The following is a 22,232-nucleotide window of genomic DNA, read 5'->3' on the forward strand; positions in this document are numbered from 1 at the left end:
CTCACTGCTCCAGTGCCGCGGCCAGTGCCGCGATGCAGCGCTGCCACAGTGCCGCAAGCCGGTCCGCATCGGACGCAGAGAGCAGGGCGTCACTCCAGCGCCAGTTGGTGATCAGCTGCGGCCCCTCGGGGGTCGCGCCGATCGCCGCGATCACATCGAGGGCGTAGCGCAGCGGTAGTTCCGGCTCGGGGTCGAGGGGCAGCGCGTCGGCGAGCGCACCGGTGAGCAGGGACCAGGCTCGGCCGCCCTGGCCGCTCAGATCCACCCGGCCCAGATAGTTGAACTCGACCTGCGGGTGCGGCGCCGACACCAGTTCGGGAACCTGATGGACATAGCGCAGGAGTCCATAGTCCAGCCCGTCGTGGGGAATCGCCGCAATATACTCGGCGACCGATCGCAACAGCGCCCTGGCCGCACCCGGATCCGACTCGGCACGCTCGACGTCGACGCCCACTGCGCCGCCACCGAGACGCACCGGGAACACGCTGGTGAACCAGCCGACGGTGCCGGTCGTGTCCGTGCCGAGCGCGGCGTCGGCCCGGCCGTGGCTCTCGAGGGCGATCAGTGCACCGGAACCCACCTTGCCCTGTTCGCGCCGCCAGCTGACCAGTGTCATCGTCAGTGCGGCGAGCAGGAATTCGCGCACCCCTTCCGAGGTGGTCAGGCCGGCCAGCATCCGCTCGGTGACCGCCACCGACGTCGGCGCCGGGGTCACCCGCAACGACGACCAGGTATCGGTGACCGGATCCGGGACCCGGTGCCCGATCGGAGGATCCGGTTCGGCCAGCTGCCGTAGCCAGTAGTCGCGCTGGGTCAGCACCTGCGGCTCGTTCGCCCGCCGCCACATGGACTGCGACCACTCCCGGTACGAGGTGACCTCGCCGAGCAACCCGGGCGCGGCGCCGGCGGTGACCGATGTCCACGCGTCGTCGAGACCGGCCAGGAGGATGTGCCAGGACACCACGTCCACGGCCAGGTGATGGATGGTCAGCAGCAGAACCTCACCGACGTCTGCGCCCGCGAACCACACCGCCCGGACCATGTCGCCGGTGCGCGGATCGATTTCGTCCAATGCCCGGCGCGCGGCGGACTCGACCGCGGCGCCGAGATCACCCGCGCCGCCGGCCTCGACCCGGGTCAGGATGTCCACGGCTCGAACACATCCGGGCGCACGTGTGGCCAGCCGCGGGCCGTCGGGCGTGTCGGCCAGGATCGACCTGAGGACGTCGTGGCCGTCGAGCAGCGCCTGCAGGACGGCTTCCAGGTCGGCGGCCGTGATTGCGGCGGGGATGCGGAGCAGGGCCGTCTGGGTGAAGCGGCGGTAGCGACCGTACTCGTACATCCAGGACACGATGGGCAGCGGAAGCACCGCACCGTAGGCGCCGGAATCGGCGGCCGATCCGGTGACGGTGGCGGTATCGATCGCCGCGGCGAGCTCCCGGATCGTCGGCGTGCTCAGCACCATTCGCGGATTCAGCGGCAAGCCGCGCCGCCGGGCCTTGTTGACCAGGGAGATCGCCACGATGCTGTCGATGCCGCGGGTGGCGAGGTCTTCCTCGACATTCGGCGCCTTACCGTCGAAGAGCTGTGCGAACACCTCACACAGTGCCCGCTCCGTGGGCGTTTCCGGCGTGGCCGCCTGGGTCGGGTCGCTGCCCGATCCAGGCGACAGCGCGCCCTCGGCGAGCCGGCTCAGCTCGTGGCCGTCGAGCTTGCCGTTCACGGTCACAGGGAACTGCGCCAGCACCATGATCCGGGCTGGGATCATATACGCCGGAAGGTGATCCGCGAGCGCCGCCCGCAACCGTGCGGGGTCGACCGCCCGTTCGCGACCGGGGATGACGAACCCGACCAGGGTGGCGCTGTCCGCCCGGCGGACGACAGTGACCGCGGCGGCGTCCACGCCGAGCAGACGCCGCATCGCCGTCTCGATCTCGCCGATCTCGATGCGGTAGCCACGAACCTTCACCTGAGCATCAGCGCGACCGAGATAGGCCAGGCCGCCATCGGGCTTGCGGCGCACCAGGTCTCCCGTGCGATACATCCGCTGCCCGGGCCGGAAACGATCGGCGACGAAACGATCCGCGGTGACACCCGGCTTGCCGAGGTAACCGCGGGCCAGTTGCGCACCGGACAGATACAGCTCGCCGACCACTCCCATCGGCACGGGGCGCAACCTGGAATCCAGGGCGTAGCAGGACATTCCGGCGGTCGGACCACCGATGGTCGGCGTGGCCGCGGCGCAGACGGAGGCGATGACGGCTTCGACCGTCGTCTCGGTCGGTCCGTAGCAGTTGTACACCGCGGTGCCGGGGAGGGTTCGCAGCCGCGCCCACAGTGCCGCATCGATGGCCTCACCGCCCAGTGCGAGGACCGCGAGGTCGCGATCGAGCAAACCTGCCGCGGTCAGCTGCGCGAACATCGACGGTGTCGTGTCGATCATGTCGATGGAGTGGACGGCCATGCCGTCGACCAGGCGGTGCGCGTCGCGCATCTCCTCGCCGTCGAACAGGTGGATCGCCTGCCCGTCGAGCAGACCCACCATCGGCTGCCAGGACGCGTCGAAGCTCAGCGACCACGCGTGCGCGATTCGCAGCGACCGCCCGAGGCGGCGCATCGCCGGTCGGTAGAACCGGTCACGGTGATCGGCGAAGTAGCTGGTCAGCGCGGAATTCGTGCCGACGACGCCCTTCGGTTCACCCGTCGAACCGGAGGTGAAGATCACGTATGCGCTCTGCCCGGGGTGACGTCGCACCGCCGGTGCCGCGGCGGGCCGCCGCGCCATCCGCGCCGCGACGGCGGGATCGTCCAGCACGAGCAGCGGCACAGCCGAGTCGTCGATCAGGTCACGACAGTGTCCGATGGTGACGATTACGGTCGGCCGCGCCTGCCGGATGACCGAGTCGATCCGCGCCTTCGGCAGCGAAACATCCACCGGCACATAGGCTCCCCCCGCGCCGAGCACACCGAGCAGCGCGATGACGGCCTGGGCCGACCGGGGCAGCATCAGGCCGACCACCGTTTCCGGTCCCACCCCGAGCTCGTGTAGTTCGACCGCAAGTCTGCCGGCCGCGGAACGCAGTTCCCGGTAGGTGAACCGGTCCCCCGCGCCGGTCGTCAGCGCGACCGCCTCCGGAGTCGCCGCGGTCTGGCGGTCGAACAGCTCCCAGACGGTGCACTCGCTCGAGGTGCCGGACTCGGCAGGCAGGGTGGCGAATTCCTGCCGTTCGGCGGCGGTCAGCAGATCGAAGGCGTCCGGGGTGGCGTCACCGATATCCGGCAGCTGACGCAGCACCGACAGCATGCGCTCGCCGATGTCCGGTCCGGCGAAGTGCGGAACCGACTCGGGAATGACCTCGACCACCACGATGAGCTGGTCGCCGTGCATATGGGACACCACGGTGACCGGGTAGTGGGCCAGGCTCTCCATCTCGATCGGACGGAACCCGACGCCGTCGTCGGTGACGACCGGGCTGATCGCGTCGTCGATCGGGGCGTTCTCGAAGACGAAGAGGGTGTCGAACAGCGCGCTGTGCCCGGTCGCGCGTTGCACAGCGGACAGGCTGAGGTAGCCGACGTCACGCATGGCCGCGGATTCGCGCTGCAGTCGCGCGCACTGGTCGAGCACGCTCACCGCGCCGTCCAGGCGATGGACGACCGGCACCGTGTTGATGAACAGTCCGATCATGCGTTCGACACCGGAAAGGTGTTCGGGGCGACTGGAAATCGTGGTGCCGAACACCACGTCGCTGCGATCGGTGAGGCGCCCGAGCACCGTTGCCCAGGCGAACTGGACAGCGGTGTTCAGCGTGAGCCCGCGTTCCCGGGTCCATCGGCGTAATCGGTCGGTTTCCGCCGCCGACAATGTGAGGAAGGTTTTCTCGGGCGCGGCCGTGCCGCGGGCGGCCCGCGTGCCATCGGCGATCATCAGCGGTGCGCTGACCGCGCCGAGGTATTCGGCCCACGTGCGGGCCGCCGCGGCGGTGTCCTGGGCGCCCAGCCACCCGATGTAGTCGCGGTAGGGTCTCGGCTCGGGCAGCCCGTCGGTGGACCCGCCCGCGCGATACACCGCGAAAAGCTCGCCGAAGAACACCGCGACGGACCAGCCGTCCATGAGGATGTGGTGTGCGGTGAAGATCATCCGCCGGCGCGGTTCGGCGCCGGGGACCGTCACCAGCACGATGCGCAGCGCGGGACCGCGGGCCAGGTCGAAGGGGCGACGCCGCTGTGACTCGGCGATGGCGTCGAACTCTGCGGGCGTCGCCTCCTGCTCGAACCACGGCAGCTCCGCGTGCGCGGGCACGATCTGCACGGGTCTCGGCACATCTTGATGCCAGAACGACGCGCGCAGGTTCGGATGCCGGTCGAGCATGGCCTGCGCGCTGCGGCGCAGCAGTGCCACATCCAGCGGTCCATCGATGTCGATGATGAACTGCATCGTGTACAGGTCGATTCCGTCGCCGGCCAGCTCCGCCAGCGAGAACAGTCCCTCCTGCAGCGGACTCAGTGCGAGCACATCCTCGATCTGCCCGGCGTCGATCGCGCTCATGAGCGGGCCTGCCACGACGCGGCCAGCGCGGCCAAGGCGGCGTCGTCCAGACCGGATGCGCTCATCGGTGCGTGCCGCCGGTCGCCGGATGAATCGTCCACCTTCGGTTCCGGCTCCTGCTGGTCGGCGACCGTGTCGAGCGCGGCCGCCAGCTCGGCGATGGTGGGGTGCTCGAACACCAGCTGCGGAGTCAGCGGCAGGCCGGCAGCGGTGGCGCGGGCCGACCACTGGATCGAGATTACGCTGTCGCCGCCGAGGGCGAAGAACCCGTCGTCGGCGCACACACCGCTGATGTCGAGCAATTCCTCGAGCAACGCGATCAGCGTCTGTTCCGTCGCAGAACCCGCTGCGGCGGTTGTGGTCCGCGCGTCGGCCGGACCGGAAGCCGGTCGGGCGAGCAACCGGGCCAGCTGCGGTTCCGGCAGCACCTCGAGACCGGCGACGGGTCGATCGGGTTCGGTCGCGAAACCATCCAGCGCCGCCACCAGCGCGTCGGCGATGAGTCCCGCCGTCTCTGGTTCGTACAGGTCGGAGTTGGCCACGAGCCGCACGTCCATACCGCCGTCGGCCCGGACGTTCAGGCTCAAGTTCAGATCCATGAAGGCGACATCGAAGTCGACCGGCAGCGCAGTCACCGTCGTCGCACCGGAGGAGGTGAGATCGACCGGCTCCGGCACCCAGTCCGCGCCCCGGAAGTGAATCATGTTCTGGTACAGCGGATGCCACGACCGCGACCGCGCTGGGTTGAGCACCTCGACCAGCCGTTCGATGGGCAGCTCCTGATGCCCGTACGCGTCGAGCACGACATCGCGGCCGCGGGTGACCAACTCGCGCAGCGTCGGGTTGCCGGAGAGGTTGTTGCGCAGCACGACCATGTTGGCGAACAGGCCGATCAGGTTCTCGACGGACCGGTCGACGCGCCCGGTGATCGGCGTGCCCAGGGCGATGTCGACACCGCCGCCGATCTTGTGCAGCAGGGTCGCGACCACGGTTTGGTACAGCATGAATTCGCTGGCGCCGCAGCTCTTGGCGAGCGTCTCGAGCGCATCCCGGGTCGTCGGGGACACCGTGCGGACCACCACCTCGCCCCGCTTGCCGAGCACCGGTGGGCGGGCGCGATCGTGCGCCACGGCGATCTGGTCCGGCAGCCCGCTCAGCGCGGTGCGCCAGTGTTCGACCAGCGCCTTGCCGTAGTCACTGGCGGGTCGTCCGGTCTGGTCCGGATCGAACACCTCCCGCTGCCACAGCGAGTAATCGATGTACTGGATCGCCGGCGGGGCCGCTTCCGGAGCCCGTCCCGTCTCGATGCGCGCCCGATACGCCGCGGTCAATTCGGTGAGGAATACGCCCAGCGAGGCGTGATCGACGACGATGTGGTGCGCGACGACCGACAGCACGTGCGTTTCGGCATCCAGCACGAACAGCTCGACCCGCAGCAACGGTTCACCGTCCAGCTCGAACCGGTGGTCGGCGGCCTCGGCCAGCCGCTGGGTCAGCTGGTCCGCCGTCGTCTCGGTGACGCGGACCGGCACCGCCATGTTCGGGTGCACCAGCTGGTACGGAATCCCATCGTGTTCGGGAAACGTCGTGCGCAGCGCCTCGTGGCGGCCCACCACATCGCCGACCGCGGCGGTCAGCGCCGCGAGGTCGAGCGGACCGTCCAAGCGCACGGCGAAGGGCAGATTGCCGATCGGGCTCGCGCCCTCCATCCGGTACTGGAACCACATCGGCACCTGGGCGTAGGACAGCGGGATGCGTTCCGGACGGGATTGGCTGCGCACCGCGCGCCGGACGCCGGACCCGACGACCGGCGCGGCGTCATCCAGCTCGGTGTCGTCGGAAACGTCGTCGAGCCCCATCAGGTCGAGATCGATATCGAATTCGTCGCGGAACTTGGCCACCAGGCCCGCGGCCAGGCCGGCCGGGGTCGGGGTCTCGAAGGCCGCGCGCACCTCGAGTTCCACACCGAATTCCGCCCGGATCCGGGCCACGAGCCGGGCGGCGAGCAACGAGTGGCCGCCGAGTTCGAAGAACGAGTCGTCCGCGCCGACCCGCTCCACGGCGAACAGCTGGGCGAAGATCGCGCACAGGCGCCGCTCGGTCGGGGTCTCCGGTTCACGGTAGCTCCGCTCGGCCGTCGGCGTCGGCAGCGGCAGCGCGCGCTTGTCGAGCTTGCCGTTGACGGTCACCGGGATCCGGTCGATCACCGCGAACGCGCTCGGCACCATATGCTCCGGCAGGCTGGTCGCGGCATGGGTGCGCACCTGGTCGAGATCCACCTCGGCTGCGGCGCCGTCGCCGCCCGCCGCGACGACGTACGCGGCCAGCATCGGCCCGGCAACCGCGTCCTCGGCGACCACCACGACGCACTGCGCGACCTGCGGGTGCGCCGCGATCACGGACTCGACCTCGCCGAGTTCGATCCGGAAACCACGCACCTTGACCTGCTCATCGGCCCGGCCGATGAAGTCGAGCTCGCCGGATTCGTTTCGGCGAGCGAGATCTCCGGTGCGGTACAGCCGCGCGCCCGGCGTGAAGGGATCGGCGACGAAACGCTGAGCCGTCAGGGCGGGACGGCCCAGATATCCCCGCGCCAATTGCGCGCCACCCAAATAGATCTCACCGACCACCCCGTTGGGCACGACCTGCAGAGCCTCGTTGAGGACATAGGCGTGGACGTTTCGGTTCGGGACACCGATCGGCACGATTCCGGTGCCCTGCGGTCCGGACACGACCGTGTGCGTCGAGCACACCACGGCCTCGGTCGGGCCGTAGTGGTTGCGCAGCTCGGCGTCGAAGATCTTCGCGAACCGGTCGGCGACCTCGCCCGGCAGTGCCTCACCGCCCACCGGCACCCGGCGCAGCGAACGCCAGTCCCGCACCTCTGGCAGCAGCAGGAAGGTACTCAGCATCGAGGGCACCATCTGCAGCGCGGTCACTCGGTGCCGGGCGATCAGATCGGCGACGTACCGCACGTCCCGAAACGCATCCGGCTTGGGAACGACCAGGCACGCGCCGGACGCGAGCGTGACGAAGATGTCGCCCAGCGAGGCATCGAAGCTCACCGACGCCGATTGCAGGCAACGCTCGTCGGCCGTCAGCCCCCACTCGGCGGCGAAGGTCGAGACATGTTCGGCGATCGCCGCGTGCGACACGGCGACACCCTTGGGTTTGCCGGTCGAACCCGACGTGTAGATGACATAGGCGAGGTGTCCCGGCGCCAGCGGCCGGACCCGGTCGTCGTCGGTGGGATCGGACTCCGGCAGCTGGGCCGCCGCCGTTTCGGCCGCGTCGAGCTCCACCGCGCCCAGGACCAGACCGGGACATGCGTCCTCGATCAGATAGTCGATGCGGTCGTCCGGATACGCCGGGTCGATCGGCAGATAGGCCGCACCTGCCTTCAGCACACCCAGGACCGCGACGATGAACTCGATCGATGTGCGCAGTCGCAGCCCGACGATGTCCTCCGCGCCGATCCCGGATCGGATCAGCCAGTGCGCCAGCCGGTTTGCCCGCCGATTCAGTTGCTCGTAGGTCAGTTCGGCGGTATCGGACAGCAGCGCGCACGCTTCCGGCGTCGCGGCCACCCGCTCCTGCAGCAGAGCGACCAGCGTGCTGGGCGGACTGTCGACGGAGGCGCCGCGCGAGAGCTCCAGGATGGCGGCGCGATCGGTTTCACCGAGCATGTCCAGTTCGCTGATGCGGTCGTGCGGCCGGGCCAAACCGCTGTCCAGCAGCTGGACGAAGTGCGCGAGCAGGTGCTCGATCACCGGCCGAGTCAGCTCGTCGACCCAGTATTCGGCCTCCACGTAGGGCTCGCTTGCATCCTGGACAACGGTCAGCGCCAAGGGGATCTGCGCGGTCGGCGCCGCGAAGTCGAGCCGCCGCACGGCCATTCCAGGCAGGGCGAGACCGTCGACGTCCTTGCGCACACTGAAGCCGAGACGCACCAGCCGCTCGGCGCCGTCGCGGCCCGCCGTCCGGTCCGGCCGCAACTCACGGACGACGCGATCGATCCCCACACCCTGATGGGCGAAGGCGCCCGCGCACATCTCCCTGGTGGATTCGACCAAAGTCGCGAAGGTGTCGCCGGGCCGCACGGTCTGGCGGATCAGCAGCGTATTGCCGAAATATCCGATGAGCCGGGCCGCCGCGGCAGTGCGCCGATCGGTCACCGGCACCGAAACCAGGAAGTCGGACGCCGCCGTGTAGCGCTGGACCACGGCCCCGAATCCAGCCAGGAGCACCATGAATGGGGTCGCCGCGTGCTCGCGCGCGAATCGTTCGACGCGGTCGAACAGGTCACCGCTCAGCCCGAGCGCGCAGCGATCGGCCTGCTTCGACGGCGCGACCACCGTGGGACCCGGCAATTCCAGGGGCTCGGGAACCGGGCGCAGCACCGTGCGCCAGTAGTCGAGGTCCGACTCGGCCGGTTCGGCCGGTCCGTCGACCACTTCGACATCGACGAACTGCGCGGTCGGCGCGGGAGCCTGATCGGTTCCGGTGTAGGCGGCGTTCAGCTCGGTGAAGAACACCGCCCATGCGTCGTCGTCCCAGCAGATGTGGTGGACCACGAGGATCAGCACGAACTCTTCGGCCGCGCCGCGCGCCAGCGTGATGCGCAGCGGCAGCTCTGTGGTCAGGTCGAACGGACGCCCGAACTCCCGGCGCGCCAGCACCTCCACCCGCCTGGCCCGGCTGTCCTCCGGCAGGTCGGAAAGATCGTGGTACTGCCACGGGATCTCGACATCGTCGCGGAAGACCTGGTAGGGCTCACCGTCGTCGTCGGCACCGTAGGTGGTTCGCAGGATGGCGTGGCGGGCGAAGACCGACGCGACGGCGGCACGCAACCGCGCCTCGTCGAGCGCGCCGGTGAGCCGGTAGGCCACCCCGATGTTGAGCGTGGTGTCCGCTGGATCGCGGGTCTGGACGAACCACATCCTGCGCTGCCCGGACGCCAGCGGCGAATGCTCGCCCGCGGACACGCGGCGCATCGGCGCGGACGTCGATTTCGAGGTGGTCAAGCCACTTTCGATCATCCGTCGGCGCAGCAGCTCGCGGCGGCGGTCGAACGCGGTCGCGTCCGTCTTCCCGGCATCGGTGTCTGACATGAATCTGGCCCCTCAGCCCTAGTTGGTTTTCTCAGCCATCAGCAGCACGACGTCGTCCAACGACGCGCCACCGAGAATTTCCACGACGGGGATGTCGCGATCGAGCTCGGATTTGATCCGCTTGCGGAACTCCAGCGCCTGCAGCGAATCCAGCCCGAGCGCCACCAGCGGAACGGAGCTGTCGAGCAGTTCGGTCCCGTCGGACCCGATGACCGTCTCGAGCTCCGCACGGACTCGCTCGGCCAACTGCCCGTCGGCAGCGTCCGCACCAGCGCTCACCGGCGCCTGCCGGATGGGCGTGGCCTCGGGCCTCGGCGGTTCCGACGGCTCCAGCAGCGCGGACAGCACCGCGCCCTGACCGAAGGCGCCGAACACCTCGTGCAGGTATGCCCAATCCGCTGCGGCGACCACAGCGTCGCCCGGACGACCGTTCAGGCCGACCGCAAGGGCGTCCGCCGGATCCATCGGGATCATCCCGGTTCCGTTGATCCGGGCCAGGCCGTCGTCGTCGAGCACGCCCACCACGCTCCACAGGCCCCACTGCACCGAGGAACAGCCGACGCCCTGGTCACGCAGCCGACGCGCGGTGACGTCCAGCACCCGGTTCGTCACCGCGTACAGGATCTGCCCGCGACCACCCAGTGTCGCCGCGATCGACGAACACAGCAGCACCCGGCAGTCCGCCGTCCGCGGCACCGATCGCAGCACAGCGTCGAGACCGAGAATCTTCGCATCGGCAGCCTTTTCGACTGACGCGGCGGTGATCTCGGCCAGCTCCAGGTCGACGTAGTTGATCGCGGTGTGCACGATCACATCGGCGGGGCGGCCCGCGCACGCGGCGGCGAAGCGGCGGACGTCCTCGTCGTCACTGACATCGCAGCGCACGGCAGCGATCTCGGTGTCGGTGCCGCGGCGAATACGATCCAGCTGTGCGGCAACGGCATCGGACTCGCCCGTCCGGCTCAGCAGGGTGACTCGGGCGGCTCCGGCGTCGGCGTAGTACGCGCAGAACTGCATGCCCAGCTGACCGGTACCGCCGACGATCACGACATGGTCCGGCGCCGGTTCGCCCCCGGCACGATCGGGGGCCACATCGGGGACGAGCCGCTTGACGTAGACCGTACCCTCGCGCAAGGCGAGCTCGGGCTCGCCGACGGTATGCAGTGCGCCGATGATCATGGCGGGTTGGGCTTGCGACGCCTCGGCCGGAAGATCCAGATGCCGGAACAGCACGCCCGGCTGCTCGACACCGATGCAGCGGAATCCCGCGGCGGCGCCCGCATGGACCATCTGCGGCGCCGGGTCGTCGGCGGTCACCGCTTCACCACCGGCGGTCAGCAGCCAGCATTCGCCACCGGGACGCAGGCCGGCGAGCACCGGCGACCACGCACGCTCGCCGAAGAACTCGGTGAGATCGGCGACCGCGCCGGGGCCATCGGTGTCTGGCAGCGGCGGCAGCACGATGACCACGACGTCTGTCTCGCCCAGATCCGCAGCGCCCGAAGCCAGTTCGGCAAGCCGGACGGCATCCACCATGGTGGCGGTGGCGCCGTGCTCCGCCGCCGCGGCGCACAGGGCGGCGGTGAGCTCACCGCACCGTCCCGTGTGATCGACCAGTGCGATCCTTCGCGGCATGGCAAGCGACCGCTGCGCCAGCGGGATCCAGCTCTCCACCAGGCGGCGTGGCTTCGCCGAGCCTGCCGCCGCAGCAGCAGCGACAACGAGGTCGGCCCGGCCTGACCTGTATGCGGCCCAGAGCTTCTTGGTGTCCATCTGCGAATGCGGGAAGTCGCGCAACGGCAGGGTCACCGCACCGTCGCCGGTGCCCACGCGCAGCACATCCCACGGATAGTTCGCGTCGTGTACCGCGACGGCGGCGAGGTTGCGGGCGAATTCGCTCAGATCCGTCGCGGTGCGCACCGAGGTGCCGACGACCCGGACATCGGGCTTCCGCGTTGCCCGCTCGGCCGACAGCCCGGCCAGGTTGTCCTGCATGGCCAACTGCAGGGCGGGGTGATCGGAGATCTCGATCAGCGTGTCGATGCCGTCGCCTACCGCGGCGGCCACCGCCCGGTCGAACCGAACCCGATTGCGCAGATTCCAGTACCAATAGTCGCGCTGCCGCAGCTCGGGGTCAATCGTGGCGCCGAGTGTCCCGCCGTAGCAGGCGATCTCGGTCCGAGCGAACACCGCATCGCCCAGTTCCTCGTCGAGCACGGTCTCGAAGTCCGCGCGGAGGTCGACGATGAGTGAGGTGTGCGCGGGATAGTCCACCGCGATCTGTTTGGCGAACTGCCCCCGCGCGGTCGCCGACGCCACGACGCCCTCGACCGCCGCGTGCTCCCCCGAGACCACGACGATGTTCGGCGCGTTCACCACCGACAGTTCGGCCCAGCCCGACTGCCGAGCCAGCAGCGCCTCGCACTCGTCTCGATCCATGCCGAGCACGGCCATGGTGTATCCGCGCTCGATCCGGTCGACCAGCCGGGCGCGATGGGTCACCACCAGCACGGCCTCACGCAGCGTCATCGCACCGGCGACGACCGCGGCGGCGAGTTCGCCCTGGCTGTGCCCGATCGTCGCGGCGGGACGCACACCGGCCGCCTGCCACATCGCCGCAAGACCGAGCATGTGGAACATGACCGCGGGCTGTACCTCCCACACGGCGTCGTCGTAGCTGCCTTGGTCACCGAGCAGGTAGTGCAGCGGCTGCGCATGGCCGAAGCGGTCCAGATGGATTGCGGCGCACTCGTCGACGATCGTCCGGTACTCGGGTGCGGCGTCGTAGTACAACCGGCCCATCCCCGGCCGCTGACCGCCCTGACCGGGGAACACGAAACCGACCCGCCGGCCGGTGGCGCGGTCGGCCGACACCACGGCCTGGTGTGCCGAGCCGGAGCGCACGGATCGCAACGCGTCACGCAGGTCGTCCTGCGGGCGCACCATGACCAGCACCCGGTGCCGGCGTGCGCTTCGGGTCCGGAACAACATGTCCGCCACTCGATCCGGCGTCACCCGGGGATGATTCTCGAGGTAGTCGACCAGCGCGGCCGCCTCGGCGCGCAATCCGTCGGCGCGATCGGAGGACACCAGGACCGCGACGGTGCCGTCCGGAAGTCGGTAACTAGACATCGGCGTCCTCCTCCACAACCGGCATCCCGACGATGACGTGCGCGTTCGTCCCGCCGACGCCGAAGGAAGACACCGCACCGTACCGAATGCCGTCCACCGGGTCCCATGGCTCGAGCGCGGTCGACAGCCGCATGCTGGTCGACGTCCAGTCGACCGCGGTGGTCGGAGTGTCTGCCCACAGGCTCGGCGCGATGTGGCCGTTCGCTCCGCACAGCAGCATCTTGATCAGTCCGAGCACGCCGGAAGCCGCCTGCGCGTGACCGAAGTTCGTCTTGACCGATCCGAGCCGCGGTCCGCAGCCGTCCCGATCCGCCGCCCCGTAGGTCCGCATCAGGGCGGTCAGCTCCAGCGGGTCGCCGACGGGCGTGCCGGTGCCGTGCCCTTCGATCAGCCCGATCAGGTCCGGAGCGAGGCCAGCGGCGGCCAGCGCATCGCGGATCAGGCGCTCCTGCGCGCGTGCGCTCGGCACCGCGATCGGAGCGCCTTTGCCGTTGTGGTTGACCCGCGACCCGAGCAGTCGGCCGTACACCCGATGGCCGAGCCGGCGCGCTCGCGACTCATGTTCCAGCACGATCACACCCGCGCCTTCACCCCACAGGGTTCCCGTGGAGCCCGCGGCATAGGCGCGGCAGTGACCATCGGTAGCGACGGCATTGTTCTTGGCGAAGTCGTAGAACGGTCCCGGCGCCCCCATGACGCACACTCCGCCGGCGAGCGCCCACTCGCATTCCCCGCCGCGGATCGCCGCCGCCGCCTGATGCACCGCGGTCAGCGCGGACGAACACGAGGTATCCACGCTGATCGACGGACCGATAAGGCCGATACTGTGCGAGATCCGACCCGCCACCGCGCCGAGCGCACTGCCGGAAAGACGGTAGCCGCTGTATTCGCTGATGCTCGCCATCAGCGGCCCGTATTCCAGCCCCGACACACCCATCCAGCACCCGCCGGGATCACCGTCGAGCGCACCGGGATTCATTCCGGCGTGTTCGAGTGCCCGCCAGGCCACCCGCATCGCGACCCGCTGCTGCGGGTCCATCGCCGCCGCCTCACGAGGCGTGACGCCGAAGAACAATGGATCGAATTCGGCTGCCCCGTCGAGGAATCCGCCCGCATCGCACAGCCGTCCCCATCCTTCGATGCGGTCCAGCCTGAGCAACTCATCGATAGGCCAGTCTCGGTCGCGGGGGAAAGGTCCGATCATCTCGCGTGATTCGGCAAGCACCGACCAGAAGGCAGGCAATGTGTCGACACCGCCGGGTGCCTCGACCGCCATGCCGACGATGACAATCGCGTCGTCCATTTCGGATGTCCTCATCATGTTCTGCCCGCGATGGTCACGCGGCCGTGCGGGTTTTCAGCTCTAAGAGCTCCGCGATGGCATCGATGTGATCGTTCAGATAGAAATGCCCGCCGCTGAACAGGGACAGCTGGGTCTGCGCGCGGCTGTGCGCCTGCCAGGCGTAGAGGTCACGGACGGCGACGAACGCGTCGTCATCGCCGCCGAGCACCTGGATCGGCGCCGCGATCGCGATATCGGACCGACACGAGTACGCGTCGAAGGCCCGGTAGTCGGCCTTCAGCACGGGCAACGCCAGCTTCATGACCTCGCGGCTGGATATCACGTCGGCGGACGTACCGTTGAGCGCCACCATGTGCTCGAGCAGTTCCTCGTCCTCGGTGGGATGGCCTGGCAGCTGGGCGATCCTGGCCGGCGCAGCGGCCGAGGAGGCCGCGAGCAGGCGAACGGTCAGGCCGTGCTCCTCGGCAAGCCGAGCGAATTCGAAGGCGACGATAGCGCCCATGCTGTGCCCGAAAACGGTGATGGGACGCCCGGTATGGTGCGCGGAGGCGCGGAATGCCTCGAACGCGCCTGCCGCGAGTTCCGTGATGGTCGCCGCCGCCGCCTCCCGCGACCGGTCCTGCCTGCCCGGGTACTGGGTGACCACGACATCGAATTCGACGGCGAGACGGTTGGACAGCGTCCGATAGGCCGAGGCGCCGGCACCCGCGTGCGGAAGGATCACCAGCGGCGCCGACGCTGCGGAACACGGGGTGTGAAATTGCCTGATCCAGCCGAGTTCCTTGGGCATTTCCTACGTCTCTCCTGTACACCACCGGTTCGCGCCGGCCGCCTTCTCACCTGATCGCCAGCCACGCCGGGTCGACGGCAGCAGCACAAGCGGCCGAAGCTTAGCATAGGCTACCCTTATTGAACTGTGGGCAAGGTTACGACCGAACGGAGCCGAATCCGATGAATCCGACCGACATGGAATACACCCTCGCGCGCGAGTTGACCGACCTTCCCGACGAGGTCCGCGCCGCGCCCGCACCGGTGATCCCGGACGTATCGGAACCATTCGGCCTTCGCCTGGTCGATTCCGCGGGCGACGACCCGGAGACCATCGCCGAATGGATGTCCCGGCCGCATCTGCTCAGCACCTGGGAGCAGCCGTGGCCGGCCAGTCGCCGCCGGGCCGACTGCCGCGCGCAGCTTGCCGGGACCTATTCCCGGCCTTGCATTCTCAGCTTGGACTACGCCGCGATCGATCGTCCCGAACTCGGACGCCGCGACATCGGCTACCTCGAGCTGTATCGCGCGGCCAAGGACGAGATCGCCCGGCTCTATGTCGCCGATCCCCACGACATCGGTTTCCATATCGCGACCGCGGATCCGGAACTGCTCGGCCGAGGGGTGATTCCGGCAGTGATGATGCAGCTGATGGCCGCGATCTTCGCGGCGGATCCCCGGTGCCGCCGCATCATGGGCGATCCCGACCACCGCAACGCCGCCGTACTCCGCGCCGCGGAAAAGGAAGGCTGGCAGCACCTCGGCCTCTTCGACGTCCGACCCGATCGCAGAATCGCCCTGGTCACGCTTCCACGCACGCCACAGGACATTCCGTCGATCCGGTAACGGAACCGGCGACGCAGTCACCGCGCGGTCCGCGCGCCCGCCGCCGCATCGAGCCGGCGCGCGGCAGGGCGCGGACCGAACGAATCCGGCTGCAAGATCCGGTCCGAAAGTTCACCCAGGCAGCTCAGATTGGGAAATCCCGGCCCCTGCGCCAGTGCGGCCAGGTTCGGCAGATACAACTTCGACCGCAAGCCGGACACGGCCAGGTCGTACCCGATCGACGATTCGATGCGCGGCAGGGTGGGCGGCGCACCGAGCGCGAGCTCGAGCAGATCCATCGCACCGGCGTCGAACAAGTCGAGGAACCACAGGGGCTGCCCACCGGTCGCATCGACAACCAGATCGAAGGTGTGCAGTTGATCGGGACGTAGGTCATTGCGCAACGTCACCGTGACACCGTCACCCGCGTCGGCGACCCGCACCACGCGACCCTGCAGATGGTGCACGCGATTGTCGTCCAACAGATTTGCCTGCACGCGGACGGAGAAAACACCCCGGTCGGTACGCCGGATCACCTCGCGGCGCTCCTGCGGACCCAGCGCGCCCCACTTGTCCGGATCACTGAACAGCGAGTTCTCGAAATAGCTCTCACCGCGGGTGTAGATCGTCGCCATCGGCGAGATAACCGAAATGGTCAGCATGTCGTGCCGGACCAGCTCGTCGAGTGCCGAGCCCGCTGTCTCACCACCGCCGATCACCGCGGCACGCGATGCAGGCGGGAGCTCACGCCGACCGGCCAGATCCCAGAACTCGGCAATGCTGAGCACCCGGGGATGCTCGGCCATGGCCTGCCTGCTCTGCCCCGGACCGGTGATCATCAGCCGATCCGCGTCGAACTTCGTGCTGTACCCGCTGTTTTCGGCAACCGACACTCGCCAGCCGTCGGGCGCGACGGAAATCGACCGGACCGTGCCCATCACCAGTTCCAGATCGATCGCGCGCCCAACCCACTGGAGGTATTTGGCCCACAGGTGATGTCGCGGGTTCGGACGGCCCCGATCCACCCATTCGGCGTAGGTTCCGTGCTCAATGAGGAAGGAAGCCCAACTGTAGGACCGCATCGCCTCGTTGATCGCACGATTCCGCCCGCGCGCCCACGTGGTGCGGTAGGGAAAGCCGAGATCCTTCTCCGGACTGGTACCGAGCCGATGCTGACCATCGGTCCAGCCACCGCTCGGCAGCCAGTTTCCACCCACCGCCTGCGCTTCGACGACCACAACCCGCGGGGCGGGCAGGCCGAGCTCGCGCAGCACTCGCGCTTTCGCGGCCACGGCAAGGGCTTTCGGTCCGGCTCCGACAACCAGAAGCGTCTCCACGGTTCTCCCACTTTCTCGCAAGCGCTGTGGCTCGCCACCGGCGTGCTCCACAGCCGTCCCGGCGACGCCGCGTACCGACCGCGGAACCCATCTGTCTTTGTATAGGCTTACCTTATATTGACCCACCGCTCGCGGATCGCACTATCGTTAGGCTAACCTAATCTATATGGGTAAAGGTTATGAAGGCTTCATGCTCAAGGTGTTCCGAGCAGACGACTACCGGCTGACGGTCACCTCGACCGACGCGATCACGGACAACTACCTCCGGCTCGGCTTCAAGACCAACGGCCTGCTCGCCGACCATCCGGTTCATCCCACGCAGTGGATCCGCCTGTGGATACCGGACCCCGACAGCGACAAGCTGCACCACCGCGGCTACACGATCATCGACCAGAACCCGGAGGAGGAGACCTTCGCGATCGAGTTCGCCCTGCACGGTGGTCCCGCCTCACAGTGGGCGCAGCGCGCGACGATCGGCGAGGAAATCGACGCGACCGTGCTCGGGTCCGAATTCGCCATGCCCGACACGGCACCCAGCGAATACCTGGTCTTCGGCGACACCGCCTCCCTGCCCGCCATCAACACCCTGCTGGACGCCATCGGCGACGCGCCCGCCCGGGTCTGGCTGGAATGGCAGTACGAATCCGATACCACGCTGCCCGTCCACAACAAGCCGCACCACCAGATCACCTGGCTGCAGCGCGTCGACGACGGCCACCTGCTGCGCGAGCAGGCTACCGAGATGGACTGCCCGAAGGACGCGTTCGCCTGGGTAGCCTGCGACGGCCACACCACCCGTTCGATCGTGAAAACGCTCAAGTCGGCCCACGGACTGCCCAAGACCGCGATCAAGGCCCGCGCGTACTGGAAGTGACCGCTGACCGGCGAAGAGAATCGTTTGACGTACCGGCCGCCGCCCGTCACCGCGGCGGCCGCGTCCCCTGACCGCGGTCAGACCGCCGCCGCCTCCAGGCGCCAGCCGGCGGCGCGCGACCGCTCGTTCCAGAAATCGGCGTAACGGCCACCCAGCGCAAGCAACTCCTGGTGTGTGCCGCGCTCGACGATCCGGCCACCATCCAGGAACAGGATCTGGTCCGCGTACGCAATGGTGGCGAGCCGGTGCGCTACGACGATCACCGTCTTGTCCTTGGTCAATTCGTGCACGCCGCGGATCACCACCGCCTCGCTGTGCGGGTCCAGCGCGCTGGTCGCCTCGTCCAGCAGCACGATCGGCGCGTTCTTCAGCAGCGCCCGCGCGATCGAAACACGCTGCCGCTCACCGCCGGACAATGCGGTTCCGCCTTCGCCGACGCGGGTGTCGAATCCGTCGGGCAGGCGCTCGACGATCTCGTCGACGCGCGCCGCCTCGGCCGCGCGACGGACCTCGGCGTCGGTGGCATCGGGCTTGCCGACCTTGATGTTGTCCGCCACCGACTGATCGAACAGGTAGACGTTCTGGAAGACGAGGGACAGCTGGCTCAACAGGGTTGCCGACGGCTGCTCGCGCACATCGTGCTCGCCCACCACCACCCGGCCGGACTCCACGTCGTAGAACCGGGCGGCCAAGCGCAGCAGGGTCGTCTTGCCCGCACCACTCGGTCCGACGATGGCCGTGGTGGTGCCCGCGGGCACGCTGAACGTCACGCCGGACAGCACCGGTTCATCGGGCCGGTATCCGAATGTCACGTCGTCGAAGACCACCGAAGGCGCTCCCGGCGTGACCGGTGCGCCTGCCTCCGGCAGGACCGGTTCGGCCAACAGCTCGGTGATCCGTTCGGCGGCCGCCGCGGCCGATCGCAGCGCGTTGCCGAGCTGCGCAGCCTGATTCAGCGGTTCGACGAACCGCGAGCTCACCGCGATCAGCGCGATCGCGGCGGCCGCCGAGATGGCGCCACCGGTCACCCGCGCCACCGCGACGTACACCAGGACCAGAAACACCGCTTGGACGAACAGCGTGAACAGGATCAGCCCCGGCACACTGACGAAGACCATGCGCGACCCAGCCGTACGCTGCCCGGCGAGGGCGGCGTCGAGCGCACGGTTACCCGCGCCCACCGCGCCGAACGCACGCAGCACCGGCTGTGCCTGGGCGAATTCGATGACGCGCGAATCGGCTTCGGCCGCCGCCGCGTGCATGCGCTGGTCGGCGCTGGTGTAGGCGCGGTTGGCCAGACCGTTCACCAGGTAGAGCACCAGCGCGGCGACCAGCATCGCCAGCGCGATGCGCCAGTCGACCAGCAGCATCCCGACCGCTACCGCGAGCGGGACGATGCTGCCGGTGAGAATCTTGGCCAGCAGATACGCGACCAAGCCCTGGAGGTCGCGCACGTTGTCGACCATCAGCCGTCCGAGCGGACCGGCGTCGCGCGTCTCGAACCAGCCGAGGGGAAGCGCGTTGAGATGATCGCCGAGCCGCGTTTGCAATCCGCGCTGCATGCCGACACCGATACGCAGGCCGATCGCCGCGTGCACGTAGCCGAACACCACCACGCCCGCGGCGGCGGCGAGCATACCGAGCGTCCAGACCCAGGCACGGCCGAGGTCGTCGGCGAACAGCGCCGTCAGAATCGGCACCAGCAGCAGATAGGCGAGCGCCTGGCTCAGCGACTGCGCCACGATAGCGGCGATCAGCTTCGGTGTCAGATGGCCGAATTCGGCCGGAACCAGGTCGAGTACCTTACGAATCATCGAACGCCCTCCACGTTGTCGACGAGGGCGATCTCGCCGAGCGCCGCCTCGTTGATTTCCCACAGTCGCTGATAGGTGCCGCCCGCGGCGACCAGGCTCGCGTGATCGCCCTGCTCGACCAGTCGCCCGCGCTCCAGAACCAGGACTCGATCCACTCCGGTGATGGTGTGCAAACGATGGGCGATGACCAGGACGGTGCGGCCTGCGACCAGTACCGCCAGCGCGTCCTGCACGGCCGCTTCGGATTCCGGGTCCGCGAAGGCGGTCGCCTCGTCCAGCACGAGCACCGGGGTGTCGGCGAGCAGGGCCCGCGCGATCGAAAGCCGCTGTGCCTCACCGCCGGAGAGGGTCGCATCGACGCCTATCTCGGAGTCGTAGCCGCGCGACAGCGCGATGATACGGTCGTGGATCTGCGCGGCGCGGGCGGCCGCTTCCAGCGCCGCGTCGTCCGCGGCGGGCCGAGCCAAGCGCAGGTTCTCCCGAATGCTGCCACGAATCAGCCGCACGTCCTGGAAGACGAATCCGACAGTTCGGTAGAGCTCCTCGCTCGAGAAGTCGCGAATGTCGCGGCCGCCGATGCTGATCCGCCCCGTTCCCACGTCGTAGAAGCGGGGCAGCAGCTTGGCCAGCGTCGACTTGCCCGATCCGCTCGGACCGATCAACGCCGTGATGGTGCCGGGCTGGAGTTCGAGGTCGATGTCGTGCAGCACGTCGTGGCCGCGGCGGTAGCCGAAGCCGACGGCCTCGAACCGGACCAGACCGGCAGGCGCCGGCTCCGGGTCAGTGGATGCCGCAGCCGCGGTACTCAGTTCCGGAGCCTGCTGCAGGTCGTGCAGGCGCTGCGCCGCGACCGCGGCCGCTCGCAGCGCCTGCGCACCGTAGCCGAGACTGAGCAACGAGCCGCCCACGCCGAGGCCGACCAGCAGAAACGGCAGCACATCCAGCGGCTCGACCCAGTCGAGACCGACCGCCGCCAGTCCCGCGACAATCACGACCAGCATCACGAAGACCGGAGTGACGACGATGTCGGAGGCCACCTGCACCTTGATGATCGGCGTCTTCAGCCGGTCCACGCTGCGCGCCTGATGCTCGACCGCGTCTTGAAAGACACTGTGCGCCTTGCCCGCCTGACCGAACGCGCGCACCACCTGGATGCCGTCGATGAACTCGATGGCCGCTTCCTTGGTGCGCTGCTCGGAGCGCGTGTAGACCACGAATCGGTCCCGGCCGTCGCGGTCCATCATCCGGCTGTAGAGCACGGCGTAGGCCAGGATCGGAAGCAGCAGCACTACGGCGAGCCGCCACTCGACGGCGGTCAGGTAGCCGAGTGTGACCAGCGGAACGGCGAGCGCGCCGACGAATTCCAGCCGGGCGTGGGCCACCAGGTAATGCAATGCCTCCACGTCGTCCTGGAGATACTTCTTGACCTCGCCGGAGGTCCGCTCGCCGAACCAGCCCAGCGGCACCCTGGTCAGCTTCGCCGCCAGCGCACGGCGCACGGCCAGCTGATATCCGCCGTCGACCAGATGCGTCCAGGTCAGCGCCCCGGCTTGGAGGAGCGCACGCGCCACCAGGATCGACACCGCGATCGTGAGCAGGCGCCACACCCGGTCGGCGTCCGCCTGGCCGAGCAGTTCCCGGCAGGCCTCGACGATCAGGACGAAAGGCACAACCGCGCACACCGACGCGACCGCCATGACGATGCTCGCGACGGTCAACGGACCGCGCACGGGCGCGAGGATTTCCCTGCGCGCCTGCGCCTCCCGCCGCTTCCGTTCTTTCAGCACCGCCTTGGGCGGCTGGTTCCCCGCGTCCGCCACCGGCGATGGCGCGACCTCCATCGTCATCTGACCTCGTCTCTCCCGTTCCGGCGTCCCTCACTGGAATCGGCACATCCTCACACAGAAGGACAGCAGGAAGAAAGGTTAGCCTAAGTTATCTTCGGGCGAGTATCGGGCTGCGCCTGGGGACCTCGACGACAGCGGACCACCGTCGGCCTCTTGGGCCATCCTCAGCGGACATCCCCCGCAGCATGCAACCGCAGCACACCAACGAGCGCGAAGCCGGACTATCGACTCACCGGCTGTTGTCCTGCGTGACTTATTTCGTCAATGTGCGAAAACTATTCCGAATCCATGGTTTTCGAGCTACCGCCGAGTCGGGGAAGCCTCCGTTAACGGTGCCGAATCGTGGTCCGATAGCGCATGTACATCGCTAACTTCGACGGAAAGCAAACCAATTGACCACATAGGAGTACCGAATATGTATGGCACCGATGTTTTTTCGATTCTGTCGAACTGCACGCGTGATCCCGGCGAACTCACCGCGGGCCAAGCGCACCGGACCATGCAGGTGCACCTGGATTGCAGCGTCGAACTGTGCCAGGTCCGGCGTCGCGCGCGCAGGACGCTGGTCGAGGCCCGATTGATGGTGCTGGACGAGAGGGCAACGCCGTAATGACGTCCGCGATGCGCGCCCCGCGGTCGTGCGCTCGGGTACCTCTGCGGGCCACGGCAGGC

General features: G+C 68.6%; 11 protein-coding genes. 3 read left to right on the top strand and 8 right to left on the bottom strand.

Annotated features, from left to right (window positions below):
* Nucleotide 1: 1 nt before the first annotated feature.
* Genes AB0M45_RS18005 through AB0M45_RS18025 form a run of 5 tightly spaced genes read right to left on the bottom strand, consistent with a single transcriptional unit; the run spans nt 2 to nt 14,885 of the window.
* Nucleotides 2–4,549: an amino acid adenylation domain-containing protein gene (locus tag AB0M45_RS18005; RefSeq protein WP_364329808.1), complete on the bottom strand. Its 4,548-nt coding sequence runs from the start codon at nt 4,547–4,549 to the stop codon at nt 2–4.
* Complete coding sequence (locus tag AB0M45_RS18010) at nt 4,546–9,660, bottom strand: amino acid adenylation domain-containing protein (RefSeq protein WP_364329811.1); 5,115 nt, start codon at nt 9,658–9,660, stop codon at nt 4,546–4,548. Before AB0M45_RS18010 ends, AB0M45_RS18005 begins: the two co-directional genes overlap by 4 nt.
* 18 nt (nt 9,661–9,678) lie before the next feature.
* Complete coding sequence (nbtC, locus tag AB0M45_RS18015; protein WP_364329814.1) at nt 9,679–12,792, bottom strand: nocobactin polyketide synthase NbtC; 3,114 nt, start codon at nt 12,790–12,792, stop codon at nt 9,679–9,681.
* Nucleotides 12,785–14,095 (bottom strand): polyketide synthase, encoded by a 1,311-nt coding sequence (locus AB0M45_RS18020; RefSeq protein ID WP_364329817.1) that lies wholly within the window; start codon nt 14,093–14,095, stop codon nt 12,785–12,787. Before AB0M45_RS18020 ends, nbtC begins: the two co-directional genes overlap by 8 nt.
* A gap of 34 nt (nt 14,096–14,129) precedes the next feature.
* Complete coding sequence (locus AB0M45_RS18025) at nt 14,130–14,885, bottom strand: alpha/beta fold hydrolase (protein ID WP_364329819.1); 756 nt, start codon at nt 14,883–14,885, stop codon at nt 14,130–14,132.
* Between the two features lie 161 nt (nt 14,886–15,046).
* Between AB0M45_RS18025 and AB0M45_RS18030 the strand changes: the two genes are divergently transcribed.
* Nucleotides 15,047–15,709 carry a GNAT family N-acetyltransferase gene (locus AB0M45_RS18030; protein ID WP_364329822.1) on the top strand — a complete coding sequence of 221 codons (663 nt, stop codon included), beginning with the start codon at nt 15,047–15,049 and terminating at the stop codon, nt 15,707–15,709.
* A 17-nt stretch (nt 15,710–15,726) separates the two neighbouring features.
* Here AB0M45_RS18030 and AB0M45_RS18035 read toward each other — a convergent pair whose 3' ends face one another.
* Nucleotides 15,727–17,025, bottom strand: coding sequence for a SidA/IucD/PvdA family monooxygenase (locus AB0M45_RS18035; RefSeq protein ID WP_364329825.1), 1,299 nt, complete (start codon nt 17,023–17,025; stop codon nt 15,727–15,729).
* A gap of 166 nt (nt 17,026–17,191) precedes the next feature.
* On the opposite strand from AB0M45_RS18035, the gene AB0M45_RS18040 reads away from it, so the two are divergent.
* Nucleotides 17,192–17,899: a siderophore-interacting protein gene (locus AB0M45_RS18040; protein ID WP_364329828.1), complete on the top strand. Its 708-nt coding sequence runs from the start codon at nt 17,192–17,194 to the stop codon at nt 17,897–17,899.
* Between the two features lie 77 nt (nt 17,900–17,976).
* On the opposite strand, the gene AB0M45_RS18045 is transcribed toward AB0M45_RS18040, so the two are convergent.
* Both AB0M45_RS18045 and AB0M45_RS18050 read right to left on the bottom strand, forming a co-directional pair.
* Nucleotides 17,977–19,713 carry an ABC transporter ATP-binding protein gene (locus AB0M45_RS18045; RefSeq protein WP_364329831.1) on the bottom strand — a complete coding sequence of 579 codons (1,737 nt, stop codon included), beginning with the start codon at nt 19,711–19,713 and terminating at the stop codon, nt 17,977–17,979.
* On the bottom strand, nt 19,710–21,560 hold the full coding sequence (locus AB0M45_RS18050; RefSeq protein WP_364329834.1) for an ABC transporter ATP-binding protein: 1,851 nt from the start codon (nt 21,558–21,560) through the stop codon (nt 19,710–19,712). The genes AB0M45_RS18045 and AB0M45_RS18050 overlap by 4 nt, the downstream gene beginning before the upstream one ends.
* A 415-nt stretch (nt 21,561–21,975) precedes the next feature.
* Between AB0M45_RS18050 and AB0M45_RS18055 the strand changes: the two genes are divergently transcribed.
* Nucleotides 21,976–22,170 (top strand): hypothetical protein, encoded by a 195-nt coding sequence (locus AB0M45_RS18055; protein ID WP_364329837.1) that lies wholly within the window; start codon nt 21,976–21,978, stop codon nt 22,168–22,170.
* The last annotated feature ends 62 nt before the right edge of the window (nt 22,171–22,232 follow it).

Source organism: Nocardia sp. NPDC051787 (genome assembly GCF_040681325.1).
Lineage (GTDB): Bacteria > Actinomycetota > Actinomycetes > Mycobacteriales > Mycobacteriaceae > Nocardia.

Bases quoted from the DNA above. Each gene is read 5' to 3' on its own strand.
- AB0M45_RS18005 (WP_364329808.1), bottom strand. From the start codon at position 4,549: ATGAGCGCGATCGACGCCGGGCAGATCGAGGATGTGCTCGCACTGAGT.
- AB0M45_RS18010 (WP_364329811.1), bottom strand. From the start codon at position 9,660: ATGTCAGACACCGATGCCGGGAAGACGGACGCGACCGCGTTCGACCGC.
- nbtC (WP_364329814.1), bottom strand. From the start codon at position 12,792: ATGTCTAGTTACCGACTTCCGGACGGCACCGTCGCGGTCCTGGTGTCC.
- AB0M45_RS18020 (WP_364329817.1), bottom strand. From the start codon at position 14,095: ATGGACGACGCGATTGTCATCGTCGGCATGGCGGTCGAGGCACCCGGC.
- AB0M45_RS18025 (WP_364329819.1), bottom strand. From the start codon at position 14,885: ATGCCCAAGGAACTCGGCTGGATCAGGCAATTTCACACCCCGTGTTCC.
- AB0M45_RS18030 (WP_364329822.1), top strand. From the start codon at position 15,047: ATGAATCCGACCGACATGGAATACACCCTCGCGCGCGAGTTGACCGAC.
- AB0M45_RS18040 (WP_364329828.1), top strand. From the start codon at position 17,192: ATGGGTAAAGGTTATGAAGGCTTCATGCTCAAGGTGTTCCGAGCAGAC.
- AB0M45_RS18045 (WP_364329831.1), bottom strand. From the start codon at position 19,713: ATGATTCGTAAGGTACTCGACCTGGTTCCGGCCGAATTCGGCCATCTG.
- AB0M45_RS18050 (WP_364329834.1), bottom strand. From the start codon at position 21,560: ATGACGATGGAGGTCGCGCCATCGCCGGTGGCGGACGCGGGGAACCAG.
- AB0M45_RS18055 (WP_364329837.1), top strand. From the start codon at position 21,976: ATGTATGGCACCGATGTTTTTTCGATTCTGTCGAACTGCACGCGTGAT.